We start from the raw sequence: 26,683 nt of genomic DNA on the forward strand, positions 1-26,683 counted from the left end.
AACATCGGATCGTTTGAGAAGCCTGTCGCGGTTGTCGATCGGCGATCTTCCCTTTCTATAAATGAATGGTGCTGGTTTCAGACCGCTAGGCGGACTCGCGCTCATTCTCTTCCAGCGCGTCCGCCAGTCGGGCTAGCGCGGCCGCCAGCGCCTCGTTCTGGACACTAACGCCCACCGCTTCGCGCAACGGTAGCTGAGCCACCATTTCCGCCTGCTCGGTGTGGTGTTGCTCAAGGTGCTGGACCACGTCGGCGGGCATCGGTGCGGGACCGATGATGCGCTCCACGATCACGCGTGCAAACGCCGGGATGCAGAGCCGGTACGCATTGCTGATTTGGCGAATCCTTGGTCCGGCACCCTCTGCCTCCGGAATCCGTTCGGTCCTGCGGACCCAATCCAGAAAGCCGTGATCCTTGAGCGCTTTCAATGCGCGCACGATAGCGTCACGCGAACGCCGCAGCTTTCCCATGAGATAGTCGATCGACGGCTCGAGCCGGCCTGACCGGTGACATACGATGCGATACAGCGCGCGCAGGACTTCCAGACCGACATGACCTAGCGGTCCGTTACGCTTGCCAGGCTGCTTGTGCTGACGGTCATACCCTTCTGCCGCGATCATGGCGTGCCCCATCTGACGCTTGCTGACCGGTCGCCACAACCGGGCCTCGCACGAGCCCTTGGGACGGCTGTCGCGCCGAACACGATTGCGGAACAAGCCGTGATGGCTGGCCTTGCCGCCGATGATCTCGTGAAGCGAGCGCGCGGTCATACCACCGCTCCCTGAGCGGCAACGCCTAGCGCCGCGGTCCTTCGAGCAGTTGCGCTGCCGGCGCAAACCCATCGAGGAGAAGGTCCGCCCACTCCTGCGCGATCTCGGTGCGCCGCTGCAGGTACGCGGCTCGGTTGTAGGTCGCCTCCACCCCTTCGGGAATGTGCGCCAGCATCAGATCGATGATCGCGCGATCGCCCGGTCGGTTTAACGTCTGCGCGCGTTCGTTCATCACCGTCGAGAATGTCGATCGCCAGCCGTGCGGCACATGCCGCGCCCGGACCGCCAGACGATTGTAGAAATACCCGATCGCATTCTCGCTGATCGGCTTGTGAGCGTGCCGCTGGCTCGGAAAGACCAGCGGGCCGCGCGGCGCGAAGGCACGCGCCGCCTGAAGAACCTCCATCGCCTGTCTGGACAGTGGCACCAGAAAGTCGAAACGCTCGTCCTGCTTGCGCGCGACCTTCAATTTCATGCGGTCCGCCGGAATGCGCCAGACAGGCGCATCCTCGCTCAAGGCCTCCAGCTCGGCCCAACCGGTCGTCCGAAGCGTACCCGGCCGCAGCGCCGTCAGGGCGAGCAGTCGCGAAGCGAGCTTGGTCATGGGATGCGCTGCCGATGCCTCGGCCGCCGTCAGTAGCGCTCGCGCATCCTCCAGCGACGCCAACGCTGGCTGCCGCTTCTTGATGAGCGGCTTCATCGCTCCTCGAATCGATACAGCCGGATCGCTCGTCGCGTATCCCGACGCTATCGCAAAGCCGTACACGGCCGAGATGCGCTGCCGAACGCGACGTGCCGTCTCGACCGACGGGCGATCCTCGATCCGCCGCACGAGTTGAAGCACCATGGGCGAGGTCACCGCAGCAACGGGCGTCGAGCCGATGTACGGAAAGACATCCTTCTCGAGGCTGTTCAAAACGTCGGCCGCATGCACAGCGACCCAGCTCGACACCTGCTGGGCGTGCCATTCCCGCGCTACTGCCTCGAACGTCGTTGCATGCTCGATATGCCGAACCGCCGCGGTTTGCTTCCGGTCGACGCCCGGATCGGTCCCTGCCTTCAAAAGCCGTGCGGCTGCGTCCCGGTGCTCGCGTGCCAGCGCGAGGCTTACGTCGGGATAGCTGCCCAGCACGAGCAGCTTTTCCTTGCCAGCGATTCGGTATTTCCAGCGCCAGGAGCGAAAACCGGTGGTCGTCACGAACATATGAAGCCCACGGGCATCGGACAGCTTGTAGCTCTTCTCCGCTGCCTTGGCCTGTCGGCAGCGTAATTCGGTCAGCACTCGATACCCCCAGGAAGTCGTCAGCGTACCCCCAAAATACCCCCAACAGGCGTGCGCTTGAGTGGGAAACTATGGGATCGTGTGAGACTACCGCGCTATTAAAAGCGAGGCAAATCCAAGGCTTCTGAGATGGTTTGGGATGCTGTGAGACACTAAAATGGCGGAGACGGAGGGATTCGAACCCTCGGTACCAGTAAACCCGGTACGGCGGTTTAGCAAACCGCTGGTTTCAGCCACTCACCCACGTCTCCGGCTGCAGCAGATGCGGGGCTATAGCGAGGGTCGTCGCGGGGGGCAACGGCTGTCTTCGCGTCATTCGCTCTCTTCGTGTCATTCATCGCGAATTCGCCCAAATTCGACACGGCTAGGCGGTTCGTTCATTGCGCGGCAAGGCCGAGGTTGGTTACGCTGGCCGAGCGAAAGGACCGGGTCGACCGGTTCGATCGGATCGGCCATGTCGGGGTCGATGGTTTCAAGGTCGATCGTTTGGTGCCCCGTTTGCGGACGCCGGTTTGGGGACAATGATCATGCGTGACTTCTGGCTCGGCTTGGGTGCCTTCGCCGCTGCGATGTGTGGAGGGACTGGCGGTGCCGCCGCGCAGGTGCGCACGATCGATCCCAACCAGGCGATCGATGGCGACCTCGCGCCGCGCGCCTATACCGCGCCGTCGCGCGCGCAGACGACCACGCAGCCGTCGCGACCGGCCGATATCGATACGCAGGTCCAATCCGACCCGACGCCCTCCCCGCCTCCGCCGCAGAATTCGGCGTCAACTCCAGCGGCGGACCCGGCCTCGCCGACCGCCCGCGCGGAAGCGACGACGCAGGCCGCCGACACCTATCAGCGCGACGACCTGCTGGCGGCGGGCGAAGGCGTGTTCGGCAAGGGGGCGGCGGGGCTCGGCGGCATCCTCGAGAAGATCCTCAAGGATCAGGGCCAGCCCAACGCGTACATCGCCGGCCGCGAGGCGTCGGGCGCGTTCATCCTCGGGGTGCGCTACGGCTCGGGGATCATGAGCCACAAGGTCGAGGGCCAGCAGCCGGTCTACTGGACCGGCCCGTCGGTCGGCTTCGACGTCGGCGGCGACGCGAACAAGGTCTTCGTGCTGGTCTACAACCTCTACGACACCGAGGAGCTCTACAAGCGCTTCCCCGCGGTCGAGGGCCGTCTGTACCTGGTCGGCGGGTTCGCCGCGACCTATCTACGGCGCGGCAACGTCGTCCTGATCCCGATCCGCCTCGGCGTCGGCTGGCGCGCGGGCGTCAACGTCGGCTATATGAACATCACGCACAAGAGCCGGTGGCTACCGTTTTAGGCGGAGGCGGGCAGCCGACCACGTTAGGCTGACTCCGCCAAGCCCGGCCGGCGAGGCGCAGGCGGGCTGCCGGCCACGTCCGGCCGACTCCGCCAAGCCCGGCCGGCGGGCAAAGCCCGTCCGACGGCATGGGCTTTGCCCATGCCGCGCGCCACACGCGACACGCCTAAGCCGCTCACGCCCCCACCCTCATCCCGAAGCGCGGCAAATCCAGGCGACGAGTTGACGCCCCCTCCCCACGCGCTACCCCAGGCCAATGGCAAAACCCGACCGCCTCGCCCGCCTCGACGCTCAGCGCGAGGATCTCGAAACCGAGTACCGCGACACCCTGATCGCCGCGCTGGAGAAGACCGCGTCGGGATCGCTCGGGCTGTTCGACCGCAGCGCCGACCGCCGCGTCCGCGCCGCGATCGCGCCGACGATCGACGCGCTCAACGAGATGGGCGCGGACATCGACGCGATGCGCGACCGCCTGCTGCTCGAACCGTTCGCGCTCCACCACGACTTCTTCGCGGCACGGGGCCCGGTCAGCGCCAGCGCGGTCGGCGAACAGAAGGAGGCGCGGTTATGGATCGACCGGCTGAACGCAGCGGATCCTGCACGCTGATGCGGCACGTCTTCGCGGGATAAACCCCGGCATTAGATCTCAGAGGCAATCGCCATTCACCGCGCAAACCATCGTCACCATGCCGAAGAACCACGCCGTCGCCATCGCCGGCACGCATAACATCGCAACGCCGATACGCACCCGGGACGGCACGGGCATCAGATGAATCCCGCCAAACAGCGCGGCCAGCGCCAAGCCCGGGATCGACCAGCGAAATAGACCGTCGACGATCCAAACCGGCAGGACCGGGTACGCGAAGACCCAGACCAGCAGGATGGCGAACGGTCCTACGCCCGCAACGGCCGGCGCAAGACTCCAGCGGCCCTAAAGCCCCCCAAGACTCACCCCTCGAATCGCCACCCCACCGTCGTCCCCGCCAGGAACGGCACCACCGCGGTCGCGCCCTCGCCGATCGACGCCGGCACCTCGACCGCATCGCGCACCAGCGTCGCCGTGCCATCGTTCAGCGGCAGCCCGTAGAACCGCGCGCCATGCTCCGACGCAAACGCCTCGAACTTGTCGATCGCACCCTCTTCCTCGAACACGCGCAGATACGCCTCGAGCGCGAACGGCGCGTTGAAGATCCCCGCGCACCCGCACCCCGATTCCTTCGCGCCGACGACATGCGGCGCACTGTCCGTGCCGAGGAAGAACCGCGGCGATCCCGATACCGCCGCCTTGCGGACCGCGAGGCGGTGCGTCTCGCGCTTGAGCACAGGCAGGCAATAGGCGTGCGGCCTGAGCCCGCCGTCGAACAGCGCATTACGATTGATCAGCAGATGCTGCGGCGTGATCGTCGCGGCGATCGGGTGCGCCGCCTCGGTGACGAACGCCGCGGCCTCGGCGGTGGTGATGTGCTCGAGCACGATCTTGAGCGCCGGATAGTCGCGCGTCAGCGGCGTCAGGACGCGCTCGACGAACACCGCCTCGCGGTCGAAGATGTCGATCGACTTGTCGGTCACCTCGCCGTGGATCAGCAGCGGCATGCCGATTCGCTGCAACGTCTCCAGCACCTCGGTCAGCGCGCGGATATCGGTGACGCCGTGCGCCGAGTTGGTCGTCGCATGCGCAGGGTACAGCTTGCACGCCGCGAACACGCCCTCCGCATAGCCGCGCTCGATCTCCGCCGGATCGGTCCCGTCGGTCAGGTAACACGTCATCAACGGGGTGAAACCGACGTCTCCGCCAAGCGCCGCCATGATCCGCTCGCGATACGCCCTCGCGGCGTCGATCGTCGTCACCGGCGGGGTCAGGTTCGGCATGATGATCGCGCGCGCGAACTGCCGCGCGGTGTGGTGCGCGACCGCCTCCAGCATCGCGCCATCGCGCAGGTGGACGTGCCAGTCGTCGGGGCGGCGGATCGTGAGGCGCTCGGTCATGCGCTCCTCCTATCGGCGCGGGCGCGTCGGCGCCATATCCCTGTGGTGATATCCCTGTGGTGCGATCCAGCTTGGAAATCGCCGCCCGCGCACTAGGTGATGGCTATGGACCAGCAACCTTCCGCAACGATGCTCGCCGATCGCAGCGTGATCCGCGTCGCCGGCGACGACGTGCGCGGCTTCCTGCAAGGCCTCGTCACCGCCGATACCGCGGCGCTCATGCCAGACGCCCCCGCCTGGGCCGCGCTGCTCTCGCCGCAGGGCAAGGCGCTGTTCGACTTCATCCTCTGGGCAGACGGCGATGCGGTGCTGATCGATGCCGAGGCGACGCAGGCCGATGCGCTCGCGAAACGCCTGTCGATGTACCGGCTACGTCGCGCGATCACGATCCAACCCGATGACCGCAAGGTGCATTGGTCGGCGGATTGGCCCGGGGATGGCCCAGGCACCCCCGACCCGCGTCTCGCCGCGCTCGGCCGGCGCTGGCTCGCCCCGGCGTCAGAGCCGACGCGAGACTGGCACGCGCATCGCCTGTCGCTCGGCGTCACCGAGGGTGCCGGCGAGCTCGGCGAAGGCGAGACCTTGTGGCTCGAATGCAACGCCCGCGAACTGAACGGCGTCAGCTTCACCAAGGGGTGCTACGTCGGGCAGGAGAACACCGCGCGGATGCATCACCGCGCCAAGGTCAACCGCCGCCTCGTCGTCGCACCGCTCACCGAAACCGGACCGCGCACCCGCGCCGCGTATCCGGACCTCGGCCTGATGGTCGAGCACCGCCGCATCGACGCGCTGGGCGACGCGATCGTCCCGGAGTGGCTGGCCGCGGCGCTGGCGGACACCGCCTCGGACTGACGACCGACCGACGGCGCGCGGTCACTTCGCCTTCGATGGCGTGATCTCGCTGCCCTTGACCCGCCACACGCGCTTGTCGGGCGTGGCGACGAACACCGGCATATGCAGGCTGTACGAGGCGAACACATGGATCTCGGTCGGGACGGGATCGAGCAGGTGATTGACCACGAACCCGATCGGCGTCGCGCCCGGCGGCAGCTTCGGCGCGGTCATGGCGAGGCAGCCGAGCGTGTAGGGGCGTGATGCCACCACTCTGCCATCGCGATCGACGAGCACGCGGTAGTGGCCGCCCATCGGAAACGTCGTCGCTTCCTTCTGCGCCGACAGCAGGTAGACCGCGATCACCCCGTCGTTTTGCGGCGGGAGCACGACGCTGTTGAACGGCAACGGCGTGCAGGGCTTGTAGCCGCGCGCGACGGCCGCCTGTGTCGCCACCTCGCGGGCGCGCACCAGAAGAGTCTGCGCGGCTGTCAGCGCGGCCGGTCGCACGAGGACCTCCTGCGACACGACCTTCCCGCCGCGCACGTCCGCCACGAAGAACGCCTGCGCTGCCGTGCCCGCCCCACGGTAATAGGTCACGTGCAACGTCCGCGGATCGGGCTGCTCGACGACATACCCGCCGGTACCACTCAGCGCGTTTTTCGGGATCGCCGCGGTCAACGCATCCGAACTGACCCACGCCGCCCGATCGAACGTATAGAGCAGCGATCCGAGCCTTGCCGCCTGCGCGATACGCCGAGCGTCGGACGGCCCGCCCGGAGTGGGGCTGCTTGGCATCGGGCTGCCCGGCGTGGGCGGCAATGCTACCGAACCGGCAGATGACGCCTCATTTTACTGGGGTACGGCGAGTTCGCGAGGACCGGTCGCGCCTTGCAGAACGGCGGCACCGATCGTCAGGATATGCGCGATGACCAATGTCATGTCCCCTGGGGCAAAGCGCTATGCTGGACGCTGCAACGGCGACAGGCAAGGCCACGCCAATCTCAAGCCCCCTCGATCAAAGCCGTCTCGACCAAGCCCGAGCTACTGCTCGCCATCGCGCACAAAAGAAAAGGGAGGCCGGCTTGCGCCGACCTCCCCGATCTTCGTTCCGTAGCCGACCCGAGGGTCGACTGGCGGAAGTCTTACTGGCCCGAACCCGGACCGTAGGTGACTTCCACGCGACGGTTCTGCACTTCGCGAACGCCATCGGCGGTCTCGACGCGCGGACGGGTCTCGCCGAACGCTTCCGTCGAGATGACACCCTCTGGGATGGCATGCGACGACAGGTACGCCTTGGCGGCGTCTGCACGACGCTGCGAGAGACCGACGTTGTACGATGCTGCACCCGACTTGTCGGTGAAGCCCGCGATCATGACCTGGGCATTGCCGCACGACTGGTACTGCGTGACGGCGTTGTCGAGGATCGATGCTGCCTCTGGCGTGATGTCCGACTTGTCCCATTCGAAGAACACGATGAACGGACCAGGCGAGCAGACGACTTCTGCTGGCGGCGGCGGCGGCGGCGGAGCAACTGGCTCCGGCGGCGGCGGCGGAGGAGGAGCAACCGGCTCGGCAGGCGAACCGAAGTTGTACGTCAGGCCACCGAGGATGCTGTGCGAGCGGTAACGACCGTCGAACACGCGGTTCGACACGTCTACCAGCTTTACGTTCTCAGCATTGAAGAAGCGATACTTCAACGTTGCGTCGACGTGGTTGCTGAGCGGTGCACGGATACCGGCAAGACCCTGATACGCGAACACGGTGTCCGAGTCGTTCAGGAAGTCGCCACCGCTGGTGATGCCATACTTCGCCTTGACGCGAGCAACACCGACACCGCCGCCGACGAAGCCCTGGATGCCGTCATCCGGACCGAAGTCCAGAAGGCCGTTCAGCATGAAGCTGAGCGCCGACGACGAACCACCGGCACCGTCGTAGCTGCCAGCTGCGGCATTGCCGCGAACGCCAGCCTGCGTGAAGGTCGGCGTGGTCGTGGACGACGTGTAGCCGTCAACGGTTGCACGACGATAGCCGACTTCGGTTTCCAGACGGAAACCACCGAAATCGTAGCCCATGACGCCATCGACGTCATAGCCATAGTTATGATCAACCGACCCAGCGCTCTTGAGAGCACCGATGTCATAGTTGATGTCTTCAACGATCATCGCACCGCCATCAACGCCAACGTACCACGACTTGTCGCGGGCGAGGGCGGGAGTGGCGAGTGCGGTGGAGGCGAGTGCCAGAACGACGGCAAGCTTCCGCATACTAAATCCCCTTTCATGAGTGTCACACGGACATCGCAAACTCCCTATCCTCGGCCTTGTTTCCACGCAAGCGAACAAAAGTTCCCACTGTGGCAGGAACGACACAGTTTTCGCCGTGTTTCAGGCAGATATCAGCCCGTGCCCGCGCAATGCGTCCAGGATGGCCACGATTGCGCTTCTCGCGTCGCTATCCGCGGGCGTCGCGCCGGCGAGCAGCGCAGGCGGATTCGCGATCGCCGGACGCCGTGCACCGACCACGATCTGCCCGCCGATCGTCACGTTGGTGCCCGACATGACGCCGCTTACCCAGGTTCCCGCACTGAACCGCACGATGTGCCGGTCGCCGCCATGCCACACCATCATTCCCTCGCGCGGCACGACGAATCGCCATCCGCCTGCCGTCCAGGCTGCGAGCGCGAACGCGTGTCCGGCCCAGTCGCCGGTCGGCGCCGCGCCGAGGATCCATGCCGCGCCTAAATCCGGATTGGCCGGCGGCACCGTCGCGCCGACCGCAAGGACGCTCGCCTGCACCACGATATCGAGGATCGCCAACGCCTCGTTGTGCGTCGATTCTTTCTGCGCCTGCCCCGGTTGCAGCAATGGCATTGAAAGCCGCGATGTCGTGTCGCTCATGGTCCACTCCCCCTGTAGTTCGAATTCAGGCCGGTATCGTCACGTGCGTCGCCAGCGATTCGCCGAAGATTCCGCGCTGGGATATCGCCAGCGAGACCGCGCCTCCGGCCAGATCGGCGTCGGTCAGCGTGACGAGCGGCGCGGTCGTGTCGACGGTGCGCGCCACGCCGCCCGCGGCGATCGTCACCCGGTACGCTTCGCTCTCTTCGGCCAGCGGCGCATCCACCCCGTCGATCCAGCGCCACCCGGCGCGGCTGCGGCGAGCCCAGCGCACCGTCGCGCCGCCGTCGCCGTCCCGCGTGAAGCTGACGTGGACCGGCGAAGGCGGCACGACCGAGGCGCCGCGGATCACGCAGCGCATCTCGACCGGGCTCACGTCGCCGACGCCCGACGCCATCACCCGGACCTCGCGGCCCAGCACCGACAATGGCAGGTCGATCGTCCGCGCGGCATCCGCCTCCAACAGCACGAACCGATCGCCCGCGACCTGCGGACTCGCCGCCTCGGTTCCCCGCCGCCCCCGCAACAGCGTCCGCAGCCGCCAGCGCCCGCCGCCAAGCGGCTCCGCCCGCCCGAACTGCACCAGCTCATCGCCGAGCAGCGCGAGATTGCTGCCCCGGTCGAGCGCGTCCGCATCGGCATCCGCCAGCATCATGGCGGGATGCGCGAGCCGCACGTCGAACGCACCACGCCGGTCGATCATCGTCGCCAGCCCGCCCGCCACCACCGCCTCGACCACACCGATCACACCCGGTGCCGCGCTCGCGCCCGCCGCCGTCCAGCTGATCCCGTCGTCGACGCTGTAGAGCAAGGCCGCCTGCCGCCACCCCGCGCCTGCGCCCGCCGCGACCACGGTCATCCGCGGCATCGACAACGGCGCGTCGTCGAGCCCCGGTATCTCGAACGCTTGGAGGATCGTCGCGCCGACCACCGCATCGACCGCGCCGACCACCCGGCCGCTGGTCGCGGTCGCCGGGATCGACGCAATCGTCACCGGCACGAGGCCGAGCGTCGTCACCATTCCTTCGATCGCGGTGTCGGTCACCCGCCAGACGCCCGCCTCGCCTACGATCGTCACGCAAGCGCCCGGCGCGATCGCCATCGCCGCGAACCCGGCCGTCACGGTCCGCCGCACGCGCCCCGCCTCGGCCCGCGCCAGCATCGCCTCCGCCACCGTCTTCGCCGCTCCCGCATCGAGCACCGCCGGCACCTCGATCCGCTCGTCGCGCACGCCCGCACCCGGCCGCCGCGCGCGCTGCACGCCGGTCTGATAGTCGCGCGCCGCATCGTAATAGCCGAGCGTCACGGTCCGCGGCACCGTCTCGATCGCCGCGACCGCGCGCGTCCGCCGCGCGCCCTTGTCGCCGACCGCGAAACCCTCGTCCGCGACCTGCACGACGGCAGCCGCCGCATCACGCATCGCCAGCCCGTCGCCGACCGGCGCGAACCACGCCCCGCTCGCCTGTCCGAGCAGGTCCAGCACCGCGCGGACGCTCCCGCCCGACGCCGCGAACCCACCAACCGACAACGCCGCAGTCCCCGACACCTCGGGTGCCAGCGACCTTGCGATCGTCGACACCAGCACCGCGCCCTGATCCGCGATCACCTCGAACGTCAGCGACGGGATCCGATTGCCGAAATCCGCCAGCTGCAGCATCTCGAACACCGCATACGCCGCACCGCGATACGCCGGTGTCGCGCCGCCTTCCGCCGACGCGATCAGCGGATCGACCGCCTGGTCCTCGCCGCCGAGATGCAGCCGGAACCCCGTCGCGGTCTTGAAATCGCCGCCCGCCCCGCGCAGCAATTTCCCCTCCGCCCAGATCCGCCCCACCCCCAGGATCGCACGCGCCGACAGCAGCACCGCGAACGACGCCGCATAGGAATAGGTCGAGGTGCTCGGCTGCCCCTTGCCGCCCCGCGACGTCGACCGGCTCTCGATCAGGTCGGTCGCCCAGATCATCCCGACATAATGCGTGATGCTCCCCCGATACCCAAGATGCAGCGCATTCCTAAGCAACCGCGCCGGCGTCAGATTATAGCTATCGTCATACCCCCCAGCGATCCGGAACTCGTGCTCGGGCACCACCGCATCGCCGATCGCCAGCACCGACCCCGGCCCCTCGCAGACCATATCGGTCCACTCGACCCACCCCTCGCGTGGCGCGGCCAGCGGCACATCGACCTTCGTATAGTCCGGCGGCACCAGCGACACGAACATCCGATCGATATCCCCCGCCCACACCGGATCGCTATCCTCGGGCAGCGCATACCCGCCCACCATCGCCCCGAAATCGAGCGAAACGACCGCATCCTCCGGCGCCCCCACCGCATAATTCCACAACCGCACATACCACGCGCGCGCCACGCCCGCCGCATCCCGCCCCTCGATAGTGAGCGTCGGGCCATTGATGGCATCCAGCGCCATCACGCCGTTCGAACGCCACCGAAAGCGCAGCCGACAGTCCCGAAAATCCCGCGACGTCTCGTATTTGAGCAGCGGATGATCGAACCGATCCTCCGCCGCCCAGATCACCCCCGCCAGATCGTCCGCCTTGTAGAACACCGCATCCACCCGCAGCGCGTCAGGACCGGTGGTCACAACGGAGGCCATCATCGGCCGCGGAAAATCCACCGTCCAGAACCGAGGATCGAACCGAGAAACAAGCCCCTCGACCTGCACAGTCCGCCCCGAGCAAAGCCAATGCGCCATAAGATCCTCCTATTCCCTCGCCCCTCCGGGGAGAGGGAGGGGCCCGCGCGCGCTTGCGCGTGGGAGGGTGCCCGCCCGACCGCACCGTCGCCAGCGCCAGCAACGCCGGATCCGACGCGACGATCGGCGCGCTCCCCAGCCCCTCAACGACCAGCTTCACCGCCCGCTGCGCGATCGGATTATCCAGATACGCCTCGCGCACCTGCGCCTCGTAACTCCGCGGCCACTCGCCAAACGCCGAACCCCCGATCGCGCCCGCCGAAGACCGAGACAACACCGGCCGCGACTCATCGCGCCCGGATTTCCACCCGAACAATTTCATGATGTCCTCCTGAATTTCCCTCGCCCCTACGGGGAGAGGGAGGGGCCCGCGCGCGCTTGCGCGTGGGAGGGAGAGGGGAGTGAGGCTCGGGACCAAAATCCCAACCACCCCTCACCCTCCCGTCGCAAGCGCTCCTCCTTCCCTCTCCCCGTCGGGGAGAGGGCCAAACCTAAAGCACTCGAACAGAAACCCGCGCCCGCGGCCCCAGCATCACCTCAGTCATCGCCCAAACAAGAGCATCAGCCCGATCCGGCGACCGCCCCGGCCCCTCATACCCCCCGCCCGCGATCAGCCCGCAAAGCTCATCCTCCAGATCCGGAAACGCCCCCACATGCCAGGCCCGCCCGGACTCATACAAAGCCGCCACCGGCTCCGCCCGCGCCACCTTCCCGAGCGACGCATGCACCAACTTCACCGGCATCGCCCGGTCGGCGCCGGCAAGGACGCTCCCCACCATCTTCCCCCCCTGGTTGGCCTCCGCGATCACGCGGTCCGCGCCATGCCGCGCCGCGCACTCGGCCACCGCCCGCGCCCACCCCTCGGGACTCGCCCCCGAAACGCTCGCATCCTCCAAGACATACGCAAACCCATCGCCCCCAAGCGCAACCGCCACGATCCCGCAGGCATCCCCCGGCCCCCCCGACACGCTGCCAGCGGGAGGATCCACCCCCACCACGACCCGCCTCACTTCAGGCGCAAAAGCCACCCGCCGAGACTCCACCAACTCCCGCGTCCACAAGGCCCCAGCGACATCCTCGATCAGCTCGCCATCCAGCTCCTGCCGCCCCAACCGCGTCCCCGCATAGGTCGCCGTCACCGCCGCGACGAAGCTCGCCGGCAGATGCGGGTTGTCGCGCGTCCGCCCGTGCGACCGCACCACCCCCGGCAACGCCAGGATCCGCCGCAGCAACGCCACCGGCCGCGGCGTCGTCGTCACCACGATCCGCGGCAGCGTCCCCAACCGCAGCCCCATCATCAGATTGTCCCACGTCGCAGCGCCGTTGCGCCATTTCGCGATCTCGTCGCACCACGCGACATGATGCTCGGGGCCCCGCAACCCCTCCGGCGCCTCCGCAGAATAGGTCGACGCCAGCGCGCCGTTACCGAAGTGCACCTCGCCGACATGCGCCCGCCACACCGGATCCTCGTCGTCGCGCGCCACCGCCAGCAGCCCGCTCTCTCCCTCGATCATCACGCGCCGCACATCCTCGAGCGTCGCCCCGACCAGCGCGATCCGTGCCCCGGGATTATCGCGCGCCACCTGGCTCACCCACTCCGCCCCGGCGCGCGTCTTCCCAAACCCGCGTCCCGCCAGGATCACCCAGATCCGCCAGTCATCGGCTGTATTCTCCGCCCCCCGGTCGGCAAGATGCTGCCCGGGATGCGCCCAGCGTTCCCAGCGATCGTGCAGTTCATACCGCTCGGCGGCGCTCAGCGACCCGATCAGCATCGCCCGTTGCGCCGCCGGCAGCACCGCCAGTTCGGCGATCACGTCGCGCGCGCCATCCGACTCCCCACTTGGCTCCCCGCATGATGTCGCGCGGGGTTCCGCGTCCGATGTGTCCGAGGGGGCGGCGTCGGGCGAATGCGGCGGCGCCTCCGCCTCGTCGGGACCCACCGGATCGCCGCATCGATCGTCGATCACGCCTCACCGCCCTGCGCCGATGCGCGCAGTCGTCGTGCCAGCGAATCGAGTTTGTTCGCGATCGAGGCATCGGTTTCCGCCTGTGTCGCGCGCCGATACGGCTTGCGCCCGCGCCCGCGCTGACCACCGCTGCCGAGGCCGGCCGCCGCGCGACGTGCCAGCAAGGCCAGCGCCACCTGCACCGCCTGCATGCCCGCAAGCGGAACCAGCCGCGTCGCCGACTCGAGGCTTGCAACGATGCCGGACCCGGGGCCGGACCCGAACCCGCCCCCGAACCCGTCGCCTATATCGGTGCCGACGCCGGCATCGATATCATCCTGAATGTCGACACGCTCGTCGTCATGTATCGCCGTGCGCCCCTCGCGCAGGGCCGTCGCCTCGTGCAGCCCCGCGATTGCGGCGGCCAGCAGCCCCTCCTCGAGCCGCTCGTACCCGCTCGTCAGCGCCTCCGCCCACTGCGCCGCGAACAGCGGATCACGCCGCTTGAGCTCGCTGGCGCTATGGCGGTTCATGCCCACCGCGGCTGACGACGAGGTAACGTTGCACGTCATCGACAGCGCGATGAGAAACCTCTTCCGCTTGGCCGGCGTCCACCCGTTGGGCCGAACCTTCCGGACCTGCACGACCCGGTGGCTCCCGCCCGTCACCACCGTATAGGTCTGCTTGACTGCCACCCCCACCCGCGTCGCCATACCGCCTGCCCTCCCCGCTTCGTCGCCAGCCGCCCCGCCGCCAACCGGCGTCACCAACCGCCCCGCCGCCAGAACGCAAAAAAGCCGGCGACGTCCGAGGCTCCCACCCCGACCATCCCGGCTCTCGTCGCGCCGGACCAACCAGCCCGACCCGCAATTCTGCAGCGTTCCTGTTATGTACCAAACGAGCGTGACGATGTCAAGCCATTTAACCGATCTGGTTAGAAATTGGCACAACAGACGCGGATCGACAGCATGTTTCCCCGCGAAGGCGGGGACCCAGTCTGGGCTCCCGCCTTCGCGGGAGAACAAGAGGATGCTAGCGATTATCTCACGGGCATTGACCAATCCCTCGTTAGGTTATTCTGGACAGTGCCGATAGTGGATCACTTGGCGACTGTGACACGTCATGCAGGGATGGAGAACCACGCGCGATAATGCAGGTCGCGCTAGGCGTGTCATAATCGCCTGAGGCTGGGACCGGGCATACGGGGTAAATCGGGCTCACTCTTGTCTGAATTGCCCTCTCGCAAATCTCTATCAATTTTTAGCCGTAGGGGGTTAGCTTCTGGTCAGGATCGGCAGGGCTGAAGCGGACGGTGAACAATGATCGAGGCATTTCGGCAGGCCCTATCAGTTATGGAGGATACGTTCAGGGCAATGGAGCGAGCCGTTCCGCCGCCCGGGCCGGTCCCTTACCAAAACGGGTACATGCTGGTTTATAAGGAGCAATCAGTTCAGCAAGCGCTAGTCATGAAGCTCGCCCGGCAGATAAGCGGCCTATATGCCATTGACGTGCTTGTTCGTACTGGCCTTGGCCAAGAGCAAGCGGTGATCCAGCGGACATTAGACGACATTGGCGAAGACATTATTTTCCTGTCTCTAGGTCTTAACCGGCAGGAATGGACCCCTAATCACGAAAAGTATCTCGCCCACTTCTGGTCACAGGAGGCAGGTCCCTCTACCTACAAGCGTGATGCCATACGTTCTTACGTAAACCGTGTAGGTGGACAGAAGGATACATTTACTGCGAACCAAAACGGGAAGAGGCTCTACCAAAACTATTCGGCTTTTGTGCACGCTACATCGTTCGCCATTATGGAAACGTGCCGGGGTGATCCTCCGTTGTATGTACTATCGGGGATAATCGAAGGGTCTATACACGATCAGCATGCGCGGGATGCAGGGAACTATTTCTATCGGGGCCTAATTAGCTCAGCGTTTGTCGCATCAGCATTCAAGGATAAAGCGCGCTGGGACGAGTGCTTCGAGGCAGCGAGCGCTTTCAAACTCTTGCTAGACAGTCGGACTTCCGGCCTTGCTCCCGCTGGTACAAAGGGCTAACACGAGCGTCCCGACGCCGAAATAATTATGCTTTGTTTTTCAATGCTTACGGGGATTTTAACCGATCCCCCTCGGCTCCACCAGCGGCAGCACTTTGCCAAACCTAGTCGCACGGTTGGCAACTCCACTCGCAGCACATCTGCCCCTGCAAAGACGACCGATCCCGCAGCAAACCGCAGCCGCCCCCACCGAAGCGGCTGCGCCCCGCCCTCACCGCGTAGGCACAGGCTCCGCGCCCGAATAATCGTAGAACCCGCGCTTGGTCTTGCGCCCGAACCACCCGGCCTCGACATATTTCACCAGCACCGGCGCCGGCCGGAACTTCGGATCGCCCGTCCCCTCGAACAGCACCCGCGTAATCTCCAGGCACGTATCCAGCCCGATGAAATCGGCCAGCGTCAGCGGCCCCATCGGATGGTTCAGCCCGAGCTGGCACGCCAGATCGATGTCACGCACGCTCGCCACGCCTTCGCCGAGCGCGAAGCATGCCTCGTTGATCATCGGCATCAGCACGCGGTTGACGATGAAGCCAGGCGCGTCGTTCGCATGCACCACCTGCTTGCCGAGTTTCTCCGCAAACGCCTCGACCGCCGCCACCGTCGCGTCCGACGTCGCGAGGCCGCGGATCAGCTCGATCGGCCGCATCACCGGCACCGGGTTGAAGAAATGCACCCCCATGAACCGCGCCGCATCGGGCGCCGCCTGCGCGAGGCGCGTGATCGGGATCGACGACGTGTTCGACGCCAGGATCGCATCCGGCCCCAGCACCTTGCCGACCTCGGCGAAAATCTGGCGCTTCACGCCCTCGCGCTCGGTCGCCGCCTCGACCACGATCGCACAGTCGCCCATGTCCGCCACGCTCGCGACCGGCTCGATCAGCGCGAGCGCCGCATCACGCGCCTCGCCCGCGATCTTCTCCTTCTCGACCAGCCGGCCGAGCGCCTTGGCGATCCCCGCCTTGCCCTTCTCCGCCGCCTCCATCGACACGTCGGCCAGCAGCACGCGGTACCCCGCCTGTGCCGACACCTGCGCGATCCCCGCACCCATCTGCCCCGCGCCGATCACGCCTATTGTCTGCCCAGCCATATCCGTCTCCACCGTTCGTTTGTGCCGTTGTTTGCGCCGGTCCTACCGGCTTTTGCGCGCACCACCAGTCCCGATCGCCCTCTGATGGCCCGCCGATGGCACCAGCACGGGTGCGGTGCGTTGTCGGGCCACTATTGTCAGGAACATACCATCATGATCGACACCATCGCCGAACTCGACCGCGTCCGCGACGACTGCAAACGCCTCGTCACGACACGTTCGATGCTCTCGGCGGGGGCCGCGGTAGTGCCGATCCCCGGCGCCGATCTGGTCGCCGATATCGGCCTGCTGACCAAGCTGCTGCCGCAGATCAGCAACCGCTTCGGGCTCGATCACGATCAGGTGCAGAAGCTCGAGCCGCATCTCGCGCAGCAGGCGCTGGTGATGGCGTCGAGCCTTGGCAACACGATGATCGGCCGGATGGTCACGAAGCGGATCGTCGCATCGTTGCTGCGCCGGATCGTGAGGCGGGTCGCCGCCGGCTCGATCGCCAAGTTCGTGCCGTTCGCAGGCTCGGCGGTCGCCGCGACGATCAGCTTCGGCGCGATGAAGCTGATCGGCAACGCGCATGTCGAGGATTGCTACAAGACCGCGTGCGCGCTGCTCCCCGCCGATCAGCGCGCAGTGTCGGCGACCGTGGGCAAAGGCTGAACCATGAGGGGCGCCGCCGCGGGCTGATGGACCAGCGTCCACCCCGGCGGCAGGTAGTCGGTCGACATGTAATAATAGAACAGGCACGTCCCGTTCTTGGCATACGTCCCGCCCTTGACGATCCCGAGCGCGGTCGTCCCCTCGAACACCGGCGCCCCGCTATCTCCCCCCCGGCAACTCGGCCCCTCCACCGCCACCCAGGTCGGCAGGCACGCGCCGCCGCACAGGTCGCCCGCGGGGGCGAAATCGACCATCGCGATCAGCGCGCAGCTATAGCCGGTTCGCTCGCCGCGATGACAGACGAAGTCGCCCGCGCGCGTGCTCGTCCGATAGCGCCAGGTGACGACCGGGCGTGCCAGCGTCTTGGCGGTATCAGCATAGAATAACGGCCCGAGCGCACCCCTCGCGACGTTCACCTGCACGTCCTGATAGCCCCACCCCCATTGCCCGACATAGTCGAGCGGCCATTCGTGCCGTTCCGCATCGACATAGGCGAGCGTGTCCGGACAATGCGCCGCGGTCACCACGCCGTAGCGCGTGCCATCGGTCACAGTGAACCCGGTCGTGCACGCGTAACGCTTGCCATCCACCGTGCCGATAACGCGCGCCCCACCCCGGATCGGTTCGTCCGCGATCGCGCCAACGGTCGAGTCGGGCAAAGTCGCAGGACCACCGATGTGCTCGGCCATCGTCGTTGCCTGCTGGTCGAGCACATCGATCCGGACGGGCACCCCGGTCAGCGCCGCGATCCGCGCGCGCAGCGTGCCGTCGCGGTTCAGATCGGCATCGCCCGACGAGATCGCCACGACCAGCTCGCCGGTCCGCTGATCGACACCCATGCCGGGCGGATGCGGCAGCGACTGGCGGATCGTCGCCTGATATTTGGACAGCGCAGCGAGCAGTGCCACCCGCGTCGCGCCCGCGCCGGTACGGAAGACGATCGGCACGACGATACCACCCGCCGCGATCGTGCGATCGGGCACGGGATCGGTGCCGGTCAGCAGCACGACGATTCGATAGTCCGGCTGGTGCTCGATCGCGACTCCCGCCCAACGATCCGCAAACGCCGTCCGCAGCGCATCGGTCGTCGCCACGCTCTCCGCCTGCGCGCGCAACCGATGCATCGCGGTATCGAGCGGCACGCCGAACCGCTGCGCATAGACCGCCGCGTCCTGCATCGCCGCGTCGACCGGCAATTGCACGCCCGGCGCGGCTGGCGTGACCGGTGCGCCTTGCACAACTGGCGCGGCGGCCTGCGTAGACGGCGCCGCGGCCTTTTCAGCCGCCGCCGGCGCGCCGATCAGCGAAAGCGCCGCACAGGCCACCACCCGCCCTATCCAACTCCTGACCATGCGCGACGTGATTCCAGATTTCGAGCTTCGGATGCGCGCCTAGACCGTGCGGCCTGAACCGGCGCTGTCGGTCCACGACGGCGCGGCGCTCAGCGCCCGCGATCGTCGGGGTCGGCGGTCGGACCTTCATGCCCTGCGACCGCCACTGCAACCCCGTCCTTGCGCAAAAATCCTGCCGACAGCACATGATACAGCCGCTCCTTCGACACCGCCTGCGCGACGAAATCGGCGATCAGCGCGGAAGCGACCAGCGGCATCATCAGCCCGCGGCTCGCGGTCGTCTCGGAGATGATGATCACCGCGGTCAGCGGTGCGCGGACCACGCCGGTGAAATACGCGACCATCCCCAGCAGCACGATCGCGCCGGGCGGATAATCGGGGAAGATGCTGCGGAGCATGTCGCCGATCCCGGCCCCGACCGACAGCGACGGCGCGAAGATCCCGCCCGGCATGCCCGACACCGCGGTCGCCAGCGTCGTGACGAACTTCGCCGCGCCGAACCAGTGCGGCACGTCGCCACCAGTAATGATTCCGCGCGCCGCGCCGTATCCGGTGCCCCAGGTCAGCCCGCTCGCGACGCCGATGATCGCCACGATCAGCCCGAGCCCGCCGGCGAACAGCGTCGGATGCGCGCGCAGCCACGCCACCGGCGCCAGCCGCGTCCGCCCGGTCGCGATCACCGACCGCGAGAACAGCGCCCCCGCCAGGCCCCCCAATATACCCGCGACCGGCGCCGCGAGCAGCGTCTCGCGGACGTTCAGCGTCTGCCGCATCACCCCGAAATACACATAGTCCCCCGACAGCCCGAGACTGACCATTCCCGCGATCAGCACCGCGGTCATCACCAGCAGCGTCATCCGCTGTTCGTACGCGGCGGCCAGTTCCTCGATCGCGAAGGCGACCCCGGCGAGTGGCGTGTTGAACGCCGCGGCGACGCCCGCCGCGCCACCGGCGATGAACACCGACGCACGCAATGGGATCGCCATCACGCGGTGTGCGTAACCCATGATCGACGCGGCGACCTGCACCGTCGGCCCCTCGCGCCCGGTCGAGGCGCCGACGAACAGCGTCCCGATCGTCAGCACCAGCTTGACGATGACCGTCTTCGCGGAGACCAGCCCGGTCATCGCATGATCGGGATCGCGCGTCGCCGCCATGACCTGCGGGATGCCCGATCCGCGCGCCGCCGGGGCGACCCGCAGCGTGATCCACGCGATCGCTGCATAGCCCACGGGCGTCATCAGCAGCGGCGCCCACCACCAGCGCGCGACGATGTCGGTGAACGCCTCGCCCGCACGATCCGCTGCCGCCGCGAACCCGAGCGCGACGATACCGATCATGATCGCCCCGCCGAGGATCGCAACGCGCCGCCGCCAGACGAGCGCACTCGGCGCATGCCGCTGCAACAGGATCCGCACGCGCGTTTTGGTCATGCGTGCCATGGCCGGGCCCTCACCGATTCCGCGCCGAACTCGGTGACCGACGTTGCGACTGACGCGGGAGCAGGCGCGGGAACCGGGCTATCGACGGCGATCATACTGGTCATGCGGCGGCTTATGCCCCGCATAATCCAGCACGTCACCCTTACGATCCGAAACGACACGCCGACCCGATTGCCGCAAGCAGCAACGCTCGGAGCGACCGCACGATGAGGATATCCATGTCGCTTTCGCCCACATCCGGACGTTCAGGCTGGCGATCCGGGCGCCCAATAACGGCCATTCGTTAAGCGCGATCTCGAAAGGGAGGATTTTTTTCTGGGTGTGAGGCGACCGTAGACCGCGGTCGCCCAAGGGTGCCGTATCGACTTCTGCGACAAAGGCCGGCAGCAGCCCACCTGCTACGACTTGGCGTTTACGGTTGCTGTAGCAGGATGCCGTTCACCATCATCGAGTTGAGGGACGCGCAGCGGTTAGGCATCTTATTTTCGCGGGCGTAGCTTGGCGCTACAGGACCTCCCAGCGTGCCAGTCAGCTGTATGCGTTGGCCGAAGCGTGCGACCCTCCCCATGTGTCGGACGACGTACCCGTTACGCTGCTTTCTAAGCGTCGTTGGCTCACGCCAGATCAAGAATCGAACCGTATTTCGCTCCTGTAAGATTACGCAATTACCTAGGGTCGTTAATATGCCTTCAGCGCTCATCATCGCGGATGGCGCAGTCGTGCGGGGGTCATAAGTAAGAAAAAAGGGTCTTGCCGGTCGGCGCAAAGCCTTAGACGCGGCGGGTGCAGGGAGGAGGAAGGTCGAAATCGCTAACAAAGCAGTGGTTGCAGAGAGGAACGCCATTGATCCAATCCATAGTGAGCGTATTCCTAGCATCTTCCACCCCATTTTCTCAGACAGTTTGTAAGTTGTAAGCTTATGCGCCTGATATTCAATCGATGCGATGCGTGGGGTGGCCTTTTTGCTCTTCCTTGAGGGCAGGAGCAAGCGCTTTAATTCTGCGCATCAAGAGCGCTTTTGAGACACCAGGTGTTCAAGGCTTAGGGTCGGCTGCGTACGTGAGGCATGGCGACGTTCTCGAATGAGCATCGGAAAACGGGAATGGCCGGATTCGGTTCGTAATTGAACCTCGGCCCCGATAGTCGGGTGACTAAATGAGGATGGGGCATGGGTGTAGTTATCAAGGTCGGCAGCATTATCGATGAAATTGGCACTGGCGACTTCCTGCACGCCTTCTTTTCGACGGTGAGCGGCACGCTAGAAGATGAATGGGGTAAGCGTTTCCCATCGCTTATGAAGCTGTACGCGGGCAGCCTCCCCTACGAACAGGCATCGATGGCGCTTGCCGAACTCGCTGCTGTTCGCACGGGCCTAACGGATTTTGCGCCGGACTGTGTGATTTGGGACATAGAAGATCGCACCAAGACACCGCCCTGGGGCGGGAATATATCGGCGGATATAACGAACCTTTCCAACTACTTTGTGTCATCGACTGGCCGGTATCTAATCGATCTTCTTCAAGAAGGGTTGGAAGCGTCGCGTGATGAGCGCCGTGTGGCTGAGATTGTTTAATACTGATCGTGCGATGCTGGCACTCTTACCTAACAAGCAATCCCGATCGGGAATGGTCGAGATCTCGCAATCGTTCTCGGAATCGATCCTTTTTGGGAAAGGCGACAGCTGCCCAATGTCTGCTATCGCGGCCTGCCTCAGCGAAAGCGGCCAGTCCGCTTTCCTGCCCATTCCCGACATTCACGGACGGCGGATAACCCCGCCGCGGGAACCACGCTTTTCCGAGACTTTCGGCGCGAGTGCTACCCCGATTTCGGGTCATCGATACCCCCGATGCTTACGCCCCCTTGCAGTCATTCGGTGATTCTCGGAGGATGCCGAATGAACACCAGTGATAAGGCAAACGTAGGGAAGATCGAGCGCTGGGCGCGATGGACGCTGTGGCCCGCATTGTCTTTAACCGTCGTGTGCCTTGCGATGCTCTCTACGGGAGCAACAGACAGGACATGGCAATGGTTTTTGCCCGTCTACCTGCTGGTCGGCATGCCAATTGTAGTGAGGTCGTTCTTCAGCGACTTCATTAGTTTGCGAAGTATTTGGCGTTCCCTGAAGGGCGTTGGCAACGACCGGTGATGATGTCCGCGACCCTCTCATCCCGGACATTCTTCCCCGCGGTCGCTGACGTCATCGACATGGAGAGCCGGGTCAGTCGCGGCTTGTTGGCGTATTACTGAAAGAAGCTCGGTGCGATCTGCAGGCGTACGCAACACCACCTCTATCGCTGCGACGGTACGAACGCTCTCCTGAGACACAGGCGCACATGCTACCAAGAGAGAAAGAGGCGCTGCTTTCAACATCGCCCGAACCTATCGAGAAGCGCAAACTCGTCAACGTCACCTAGCCCACCATTCGCGGTTTTGATGCAAAACTGACGGATTTCGCATCGGCCAAAGGACGGCAGTAAAGCTGGGTATCCGCCGATGCAAAAATCTGATGCATTTGGCGGGCACGTTCGATGGCGAATTTCCAGCATGCAAATCCGAAAGCCGCCTGTCCGCTTTCCTCTCCCACTCCCACCTTTCGGCGCCGTTGATCGGCCGTCCTAATTCTCGACCCGCTGCGGGAAAGGCGGCGGCAGCGCGAGATCGGCTATCGCTGCCTATGTCGTTGAAAACCGAGAGGGCTTCACTGGTTCTGGGTTTCTGACCCTGTTCGCCGCCGTCGGCGCGCGCCTTACCGAGTAGGACTTGGCCCATCAGCCCGTACGCGCGCCTCATAAGCCGAAATCGGATGGTCGCGCGTTCGACGCAGCCTTCAGACCAGATCCTCATAAACCTGATCCGAGTTGCATGACTCGCCGGCTCGATCGTGCGGCATGCGGCTGGCCCGCCACCGCGCGCTGATGACGATCTCGTCGAAGATATGCGTGCCGCACAGGACAAGGACGCTGCCCGCGCTGGCGCCGAGGAACCCGATCGTCGCCAGCGCAAACGTCGCCGGTCCATACACCGCCGATCCATGCGCGAGGATTTCGCCGCCGCGTGACGACAGGCACAGCGCCACCAATTGCGCAATCGCCAGATACGCCACCGCGCACAGGATCACCCCCGCCCCGCGAAGACCAAGGTCGGTCCGCCAGTCTCGATGCCACGCTGCCATGCCACACGTCCCTTCGTGGCCCTCCAGCTATCGCGCGCGCCGTAGCATTTCGAGATCGTTTTCCGTCCTTCGCATAGTGCCGGCATAGCGGCGAGGCAGACCCCGCCGGATCACGCTCGATCCTGCCCGATCGAGCTCGCCGGATCGTGCGCCATTTTAGCCGATGCTTAACGCTCTCGGAGGCATAAGCCCGTTGTAAGGGAGTTACAGCCGTGTCGCCAAATGAGTCGGGTTTTGAAGCGGTTGCCCTGCGCGACCTCGAAGCGATGAGCGCGGACGCGCGCGATGCCCTGCCGTTCGGGGTGGTCGGCTTCGGCGCGGACACGATCGTCCAGGTCTACAACGCAACCGAAGCGCGGATGGCCGGGCTCGATCCTGCCGCGGTCCTCGGCGTCCCGTTCTTCGACGCGGTCGGCCAGTGCATGAACAACTTCATGGTCGCCCAGCGGTTCGAGGACGAGCCCGAGATCGACGAGATCGTGCCCTATGTCCTGACCTTGCGGATGCGCCCGACGCGCGTGCGTCTGCGCCTGCTCGCCAGTGCAGGCACGCCGCGCCGCTACATCCTCATCGCTCGGTAAGACCGCGATCATGAGCGACACGTCCAGCGAGGAACAACTTCTCGAGTTCCTGTATGCCTGCCCGGTCGGGCTGATCGAATGCGACGCCACCGGCGAGATCGGGATGATGAACCCGCACGCGATGCAGCACCTGCTGCCGCTCGCGGGGCCCCGCGATCCCGGCAACCTGTTCGCGGCGTTCGAACAGCACGCGCCGGAGTTGCGCAGCATCGTCGCCGCCTTTGCGCCGGCGACGGGGCGGATCTGCGACGGTCATCGCATCTTCGTCGACCTCGGCGCGCGTCGGCACGCCGCGCCGGCCAAGGTGCTCGCCTGTACGCTGGTCAAACTGGGCGCGAACCGGCTGATGGCGACGTTGGCGGATATCAGCCAGCAGGTCGTCCAGGAGGAGCGTCTGCGCCAAGCGAACACCTGGTTCGCGACGATGCTCGACGGCGTCAACGACTATGCCGCGCTGACGATCACGCCGGACGGCCGGATCGAGTCCGCCGACGCCTGCTTCACGCGCCAGACCGGGCATCCGGCCGCCGACGTGATCGGCCGCGATCTCACCGACATCCTGAATACCGATGCGCCCGGTGGCGACCTGCGGCTCGACGAGCAGCTGGTGATCGCAACGCGCGAGGGGTGGCATCTGCAGGAGGGGTGGCAGCAGCGCGCCGACGGCGAGCGCTATTGGTGCCAGCGCCTCGTCGTCGCAAGGTCCGGCCCCGACGATCTGCGCCCGTCCGGTTTCTCGGTCGTCTTGCGCGACGTGCCGCGCGGTGGCGAGGCCGCCGAGGACATGCGCCGGCTGCTGACCTGCGACCATCTGACCGGCGCATCGAACCGCCGCTATTTCGGCCAGGTGATGGAGCGCGAGCTGACCCACTGGCGCGAATTGCGGCAGTCGCTGTCGCTGGTCGTGATGGATCTCGATCACTTTAAGACGGTCAACGATACCTATGGCCACCCGGTCGGCGACACGCTGTTGTGCCGCGTTGCCGACGCCTGCAAGCTGCTGCTGCCGCCGCGCGGTATCTTCGCGCGACTGGGCGGCGAGGAGTTCGGCGTCCTCCTGCCGCGCTATGCCAAGGACCAGGCGGTGCTGCTCGCCGAACAGATGCGCACGACCATCGCCGCGCTCGAAGTCGAAACGCCGAGCGGGCCTTTGACCGTCACCGCCAGCCTGGGGTGCGCGACGCTGGACGAGGCCGACGGGTCGATCGACGCGCTCATCGCGCTCGCCGACAAGCGTCTCTACGCCGCCAAACATGCCGGACGGAATCAGGTCTGCCATCGCCAGGCCTGCGCCGCGTGACGACGCCCCGATTGCAGGGTGGCTTGCAGCGCGGGTTGCAGCGCGCTGGGGCGCGCCGGATCGCCTGTGCGATCGTCGCCGCCGAACTGCGCCGCCTGCGCGATACCGACTCCCGGCCGACCGCGCCCGAGGACTGGCTCGACTCGACGCCGATCGACGACGCGGGGCTCGGACTGGATTCGATGGAACAGCTCGGCGCGCTCGGGGCGCTGGCGGAGGCGTTCGACCTCGACGACAGCGTCCTGAGCGACGATCCGCCGCGCACCGTCGGTGCCTGGGTCGACTGGGTCCTGCACGCGCACGCCGCGGGCGATGGCCGGATGACGGTCGTCACGTCGGGGTCGACCGGCCACCCACGCCCCTGCGTCCATGCCGTCGCCGACCTGCTCGACGAAGCCGCGTTTTTCGCAGGCCGGTTCGCAGGGCGCCGTCGGGTGGTCGCGCTGGTGCCGGCGCATCATCTGTACGGGATCGTCTGGACCGGCTTGCTTCCCGACGCGCTGGGCGTACCCGTCGTCGTGCGCACGATGGGCACGCCGCTGGGCCTCGCCGCGGGGGATCTCGTCGTCGCGGTACCCGACCAGTGGCAGGCGTTGCGGCGTCTGATCCGCCGGTTTCCCGAGGATATCGTCGGCGTCAGCTCGGGCGGATCGCTCGATGACGACGTCGCGACGGGACTGCTGGTGGCGGGACTGTCGCGACTGGTCGATATCTATGGCGCCTCGGAGACGGGCGGCATCGCGCTGCGCGACGCCCCCACCACGGCGACCGCGCCCGCGTACGATCTGCTGCCGCGCTGGCAGTTGCTCCCCGACGGCGATGGCGATTGGCGGCTCGTCGACCGCACCGGCCGCCGTTTCGACCTGCCCGACCATATCGAGCGGATCGGCGAACGCACGCTGCGGCCGATCGGCCGGCGTGACGGTGCGGTCCAGGTCGCCGGCCACAATGTCTGGCCGGCGCGCATCGCACGGGTGCTGCGGTCGGTCGACGGAATCGCCGACGCCGCGGTGCGGCTGCACGTCAACGGACGACTGAAGGCGTTCGTCGTGCCGACCGAGCACCAGGATACCGCGCTGCTCGCGGCCCGCATCGATCAGCTGGTGACGCCTCGCCTGACCGATCCCGAACGCCCGAAGAGCTTGCGCTTCGGCCCCGCCCTGCCGCGCAACGCGATGGGAAAACTGGAAGACTGGGCATGATGCATTCACCGATCACGCCGGCCGATGCCGCGACCGCCACCCCCGTCCCCGCGCCCGCCGTCGCCCCCGTCGCCGCACTTGCCACCTGCCAGGGATG

Annotated in this window: 24 protein-coding genes and 1 tRNA gene; 10 read left to right on the forward strand and 15 right to left on the reverse strand. The window is 66.4% G+C overall.

The annotated features are described in order from the left end of the window. Positions 1 to 85: 85 nt before the first annotated feature. The 3 genes from C8J44_RS11730 to C8J44_RS11740 form a co-directional block, all read right to left on the reverse strand. Positions 86 to 769, reverse strand: coding sequence for a helix-turn-helix domain-containing protein (locus tag C8J44_RS11730; protein WP_121904589.1), 684 nt, complete (start codon positions 767 to 769; stop codon positions 86 to 88). 25 nt (positions 770 to 794) lie between these two features. Then, complete coding sequence (locus C8J44_RS11735; protein ID WP_121904590.1) at positions 795 to 2,051, reverse strand: phage integrase central domain-containing protein; 1,257 nt, start codon at positions 2,049 to 2,051, stop codon at positions 795 to 797. A gap of 158 nt (positions 2,052 to 2,209) precedes the next feature. Beyond that, positions 2,210 to 2,302, reverse strand: a tRNA-Ser gene (locus C8J44_RS11740). Positions 2,303 to 2,578: 276 nt separating this feature from the next. On the opposite strand from C8J44_RS11740, the gene C8J44_RS11745 reads away from it, so the two are divergent. Both C8J44_RS11745 and C8J44_RS11750 read left to right on the forward strand, forming a co-directional pair. After that, on the forward strand, positions 2,579 to 3,367 hold the full coding sequence (locus C8J44_RS11745) for a DUF1134 domain-containing protein (protein ID WP_404969200.1): 789 nt from the start codon (positions 2,579 to 2,581) through the stop codon (positions 3,365 to 3,367). 256 nt (positions 3,368 to 3,623) lie between these two features. Further along, positions 3,624 to 3,974, forward strand: a complete 351-nt coding sequence (locus tag C8J44_RS11750) for a hypothetical protein (protein ID WP_056052624.1) — start codon at positions 3,624 to 3,626, stop codon at positions 3,972 to 3,974. A 39-nt stretch (positions 3,975 to 4,013) separates the two neighbouring features. Here C8J44_RS11750 and C8J44_RS18495 read toward each other — a convergent pair whose 3' ends face one another. After that, positions 4,014 to 4,169 carry a hypothetical protein gene (locus C8J44_RS18495; protein ID WP_183128765.1) on the reverse strand — a complete coding sequence of 52 codons (156 nt, stop codon included), beginning with the start codon at positions 4,167 to 4,169 and terminating at the stop codon, positions 4,014 to 4,016. A gap of 146 nt (positions 4,170 to 4,315) precedes the next feature. After that, the gene (pyrC, locus tag C8J44_RS11755; RefSeq protein ID WP_121904592.1) at positions 4,316 to 5,353 is read right to left on the reverse strand and encodes a dihydroorotase; all 1,038 of its coding nucleotides are present in this window, start codon (positions 5,351 to 5,353) and stop codon (positions 4,316 to 4,318) included. Positions 5,354 to 5,458: 105 nt separating this feature from the next. Here pyrC and C8J44_RS11760 point away from each other — a divergent pair, with 105 nt between their 5' ends. Continuing rightward, complete coding sequence (locus C8J44_RS11760; protein WP_259466821.1) at positions 5,459 to 6,205, forward strand: folate-binding protein YgfZ; 747 nt, start codon at positions 5,459 to 5,461, stop codon at positions 6,203 to 6,205. Positions 6,206 to 6,226: 21 nt separating this feature from the next. Here the strand turns inward: C8J44_RS11760 and C8J44_RS11765 are convergent, their stop codons facing one another. The 6 genes from C8J44_RS11765 to C8J44_RS11790 form a co-directional block, all read right to left on the reverse strand. Further along, complete coding sequence (locus C8J44_RS11765) at positions 6,227 to 6,982, reverse strand: hypothetical protein (protein WP_121904593.1); 756 nt, start codon at positions 6,980 to 6,982, stop codon at positions 6,227 to 6,229. Positions 6,983 to 7,329: 347 nt separating this feature from the next. After that, positions 7,330 to 8,451 carry an OmpA family protein gene (locus C8J44_RS11770; RefSeq protein ID WP_121904594.1) on the reverse strand — a complete coding sequence of 374 codons (1,122 nt, stop codon included), beginning with the start codon at positions 8,449 to 8,451 and terminating at the stop codon, positions 7,330 to 7,332. Positions 8,452 to 8,571: 120 nt separating this feature from the next. Beyond that, positions 8,572 to 9,084 (reverse strand): DUF2793 domain-containing protein, encoded by a 513-nt coding sequence (locus tag C8J44_RS11775; RefSeq protein ID WP_121904595.1) that lies wholly within the window; start codon positions 9,082 to 9,084, stop codon positions 8,572 to 8,574. A 25-nt stretch (positions 9,085 to 9,109) separates the two neighbouring features. Next, a complete protein-coding gene (locus tag C8J44_RS11780; RefSeq protein WP_121904596.1) occupies positions 9,110 to 11,797 on the reverse strand; it encodes a phage tail protein in 2,688 nt (895 codons plus the stop codon). 491 nt (positions 11,798 to 12,288) lie between these two features. Beyond that, positions 12,289 to 13,569, reverse strand: coding sequence for a DNA-packaging protein (locus C8J44_RS11785; RefSeq protein ID WP_121904736.1), 1,281 nt, complete (start codon positions 13,567 to 13,569; stop codon positions 12,289 to 12,291). Positions 13,570 to 13,760: 191 nt separating this feature from the next. Beyond that, a complete protein-coding gene (locus C8J44_RS11790; RefSeq protein ID WP_147453192.1) occupies positions 13,761 to 14,438 on the reverse strand; it encodes a hypothetical protein in 678 nt (225 codons plus the stop codon). Positions 14,439 to 15,062: 624 nt separating this feature from the next. On the opposite strand from C8J44_RS11790, the gene C8J44_RS11795 reads away from it, so the two are divergent. Beyond that, a complete protein-coding gene (locus C8J44_RS11795; RefSeq protein ID WP_121904598.1) occupies positions 15,063 to 15,800 on the forward strand; it encodes a hypothetical protein in 738 nt (245 codons plus the stop codon). Between the two features lie 210 nt (positions 15,801 to 16,010). On the opposite strand, the gene C8J44_RS11800 is transcribed toward C8J44_RS11795, so the two are convergent. Then, positions 16,011 to 16,886, reverse strand: a complete 876-nt coding sequence (locus C8J44_RS11800; RefSeq protein WP_121904599.1) for a 3-hydroxyacyl-CoA dehydrogenase NAD-binding domain-containing protein — start codon at positions 16,884 to 16,886, stop codon at positions 16,011 to 16,013. A 153-nt stretch (positions 16,887 to 17,039) separates the two neighbouring features. Here C8J44_RS11800 and C8J44_RS11805 point away from each other — a divergent pair, with 153 nt between their 5' ends. Continuing rightward, positions 17,040 to 17,537, forward strand: coding sequence for a hypothetical protein (locus C8J44_RS11805; RefSeq protein WP_121904600.1), 498 nt, complete (start codon positions 17,040 to 17,042; stop codon positions 17,535 to 17,537). On the opposite strand, the gene C8J44_RS11810 is transcribed toward C8J44_RS11805, so the two are convergent. Beyond that, a complete protein-coding gene (locus tag C8J44_RS11810) occupies positions 17,501 to 18,862 on the reverse strand; it encodes a S1 family peptidase (protein ID WP_259466822.1) in 1,362 nt (453 codons plus the stop codon). The two genes, C8J44_RS11805 and C8J44_RS11810, sit on opposite strands and share 37 nt — an antisense overlap. 116 nt (positions 18,863 to 18,978) lie before the next feature. Continuing rightward, complete coding sequence (locus C8J44_RS11815; RefSeq protein ID WP_404969201.1) at positions 18,979 to 20,322, reverse strand: chloride channel protein; 1,344 nt, start codon at positions 20,320 to 20,322, stop codon at positions 18,979 to 18,981. A gap of 1,177 nt (positions 20,323 to 21,499) precedes the next feature. On the opposite strand from C8J44_RS11815, the gene C8J44_RS11820 reads away from it, so the two are divergent. Together C8J44_RS11820 and C8J44_RS11825 are read left to right on the forward strand one after the other, a co-directional pair. Beyond that, positions 21,500 to 21,904, forward strand: coding sequence for an Imm70 family immunity protein (locus C8J44_RS11820; RefSeq protein WP_121904602.1), 405 nt, complete (start codon positions 21,500 to 21,502; stop codon positions 21,902 to 21,904). 321 nt (positions 21,905 to 22,225) lie between these two features. Further along, positions 22,226 to 22,477, forward strand: a complete 252-nt coding sequence (locus tag C8J44_RS11825; protein ID WP_121884039.1) for a hypothetical protein — start codon at positions 22,226 to 22,228, stop codon at positions 22,475 to 22,477. Between the two features lie 681 nt (positions 22,478 to 23,158). Here C8J44_RS11825 and C8J44_RS11830 read toward each other — a convergent pair. After that, positions 23,159 to 23,503: a hypothetical protein gene (locus C8J44_RS11830; RefSeq protein WP_121904603.1), complete on the reverse strand. Its 345-nt coding sequence runs from the start codon at positions 23,501 to 23,503 to the stop codon at positions 23,159 to 23,161. A gap of 266 nt (positions 23,504 to 23,769) precedes the next feature. On the opposite strand from C8J44_RS11830, the gene C8J44_RS11835 reads away from it, so the two are divergent. The 3 genes from C8J44_RS11835 to C8J44_RS11845 are packed head-to-tail and all read left to right on the forward strand — an operon-like array spanning position 23,770 to position 26,586. After that, the gene (locus tag C8J44_RS11835; protein WP_060525911.1) at positions 23,770 to 24,084 is read left to right on the forward strand and encodes a hypothetical protein; all 315 of its coding nucleotides are present in this window, start codon (positions 23,770 to 23,772) and stop codon (positions 24,082 to 24,084) included. Between the two features lie 10 nt (positions 24,085 to 24,094). Next, the gene (locus C8J44_RS11840) at positions 24,095 to 25,384 is read left to right on the forward strand and encodes a sensor domain-containing diguanylate cyclase (RefSeq protein ID WP_060525912.1); all 1,290 of its coding nucleotides are present in this window, start codon (positions 24,095 to 24,097) and stop codon (positions 25,382 to 25,384) included. After that, positions 25,381 to 26,586, forward strand: coding sequence for an AMP-binding protein (locus C8J44_RS11845; protein ID WP_147453193.1), 1,206 nt, complete (start codon positions 25,381 to 25,383; stop codon positions 26,584 to 26,586). The genes C8J44_RS11840 and C8J44_RS11845 overlap by 4 nt, the downstream gene beginning before the upstream one ends. Positions 26,587 to 26,683: the final 97 nt, after the last annotated feature.

The sequence above is a fragment of the Sphingomonas sp. PP-CE-3A-406 genome (assembly GCF_003688625.1).
Lineage (GTDB): Bacteria > Pseudomonadota > Alphaproteobacteria > Sphingomonadales > Sphingomonadaceae > Sphingomonas.

What these genes read in the sequence shown, in the direction of transcription:
- pyrC (WP_121904592.1), bottom strand. Translation starts at nt 5,353, where the DNA reads ATGACCGAGCGCCTCACGATCCGCCGCCCCGACGACTGGCACGTCCAC.
- C8J44_RS11760 (WP_259466821.1), top strand. Translation starts at nt 5,459, where the DNA reads ATGGACCAGCAACCTTCCGCAACGATGCTCGCCGATCGCAGCGTGATC.
- C8J44_RS11750 (WP_056052624.1), top strand. Translation starts at nt 3,624, where the DNA reads ATGGCAAAACCCGACCGCCTCGCCCGCCTCGACGCTCAGCGCGAGGAT.
- C8J44_RS11745 (WP_404969200.1), top strand. Translation starts at nt 2,579, where the DNA reads ATGCGTGACTTCTGGCTCGGCTTGGGTGCCTTCGCCGCTGCGATGTGT.
- C8J44_RS11815 (WP_404969201.1), bottom strand. Translation starts at nt 20,322, where the DNA reads ATGACCAAAACGCGCGTGCGGATCCTGTTGCAGCGGCATGCGCCGAGT.
- C8J44_RS11825 (WP_121884039.1), top strand. Translation starts at nt 22,226, where the DNA reads ATGAACACCAGTGATAAGGCAAACGTAGGGAAGATCGAGCGCTGGGCG.
- C8J44_RS11785 (WP_121904736.1), bottom strand. Translation starts at nt 13,569, where the DNA reads ATGCTGATCGGGTCGCTGAGCGCCGCCGAGCGGTATGAACTGCACGAT.
- C8J44_RS11780 (WP_121904596.1), bottom strand. Translation starts at nt 11,797, where the DNA reads ATGGCGCATTGGCTTTGCTCGGGGCGGACTGTGCAGGTCGAGGGGCTT.
- C8J44_RS11800 (WP_121904599.1), bottom strand. Translation starts at nt 16,886, where the DNA reads ATGGCTGGGCAGACAATAGGCGTGATCGGCGCGGGGCAGATGGGTGCG.
- C8J44_RS11820 (WP_121904602.1), top strand. Translation starts at nt 21,500, where the DNA reads ATGGGTGTAGTTATCAAGGTCGGCAGCATTATCGATGAAATTGGCACT.
- C8J44_RS11775 (WP_121904595.1), bottom strand. Translation starts at nt 9,084, where the DNA reads ATGAGCGACACGACATCGCGGCTTTCAATGCCATTGCTGCAACCGGGG.
- C8J44_RS11840 (WP_060525912.1), top strand. Translation starts at nt 24,095, where the DNA reads ATGAGCGACACGTCCAGCGAGGAACAACTTCTCGAGTTCCTGTATGCC.
- C8J44_RS11830 (WP_121904603.1), bottom strand. Translation starts at nt 23,503, where the DNA reads ATGGCAGCGTGGCATCGAGACTGGCGGACCGACCTTGGTCTTCGCGGG.
- C8J44_RS11765 (WP_121904593.1), bottom strand. Translation starts at nt 6,982, where the DNA reads ATGCCAAGCAGCCCCACTCCGGGCGGGCCGTCCGACGCTCGGCGTATC.
- C8J44_RS11770 (WP_121904594.1), bottom strand. Translation starts at nt 8,451, where the DNA reads ATGCGGAAGCTTGCCGTCGTTCTGGCACTCGCCTCCACCGCACTCGCC.
- C8J44_RS11835 (WP_060525911.1), top strand. Translation starts at nt 23,770, where the DNA reads ATGAGCGCGGACGCGCGCGATGCCCTGCCGTTCGGGGTGGTCGGCTTC.
- C8J44_RS11730 (WP_121904589.1), bottom strand. Translation starts at nt 769, where the DNA reads ATGACCGCGCGCTCGCTTCACGAGATCATCGGCGGCAAGGCCAGCCAT.
- C8J44_RS11795 (WP_121904598.1), top strand. Translation starts at nt 15,063, where the DNA reads ATGATCGAGGCATTTCGGCAGGCCCTATCAGTTATGGAGGATACGTTC.
- C8J44_RS11805 (WP_121904600.1), top strand. Translation starts at nt 17,040, where the DNA reads ATGATCGACACCATCGCCGAACTCGACCGCGTCCGCGACGACTGCAAA.